Source organism: Bacillus cereus group sp. BfR-BA-01524, from assembly GCF_022662595.1.
Lineage (GTDB): Bacteria > Bacillota > Bacilli > Bacillales > Bacillaceae_G > Bacillus_A > Bacillus_A thuringiensis_S.
In genome coordinates, this window is sequence record NZ_JAKUDW010000261.1 from 1 (window position 1) to 677 (window position 677).

The window sequence follows — 677 nt, forward strand, 5'->3', positions numbered from 1 at the left end:
GTAGAGGGAACGCAAGAGGTAATCTACGTATATGAAAAAATAGAAGAACCAAAACCAGAGGTAGAAGGAAGCGTAGTAACAAAGTACGTAGATAAAGAAGGAAAAGAAATCGCACAACGCAATACGACGACAGATAAGGTCGAAAATGAGTACACAACAGAAAATAAAGAAATTCCAGGCTATAAATTAGTAGAAAAGCCGAAAAATGCCGAAGGTAAGTATGTAGAGGGAACGCAAGAGGTAATCTACGTATATGAAAAAATAGAAGAACCAAAACCAGAGGTAGAAGGAAGCGTAGTAACAAAGTACGTAGATAAAGAAGGAAAAGAAATCGCGCAACGCAATACGACGACAGATAAGATCGGAAACGAGTATACAACAGAAAATAAAGAAATCCCAGGTTATAATTTAGTCGAAAAACCGAAAAATGCCGAAGGTAAGTATGTAGAGGGAACGCAAGAGGTAATCTACGTATATGAAAAAATAGAAGAACCAAAACCAGAGGTAGAAGGAAGCGTAGTAACAAAGTACGTAGATAAAGAAGGAAAAGAAATCGCACAACGTAATATAACAACAGATCAAGTAGGGAAAGGCTATACAACAGAAAATAAAGAAATCCCAGGTTATAAGTTGGTAGAAAAGCCAAAAAATGCCGAAGGTAAATACGTAGAGGGAAC

At 37.1% G+C, this 677-nt stretch carries 1 protein-coding gene; it reads left to right on the forward strand.

Features of this window, described 5'->3' with window-relative positions:
• The coding region (locus MR170_RS30930) for a MucBP domain-containing protein (protein ID WP_242310659.1) at positions 1-677 on the forward strand (677 nt) is incomplete at both ends.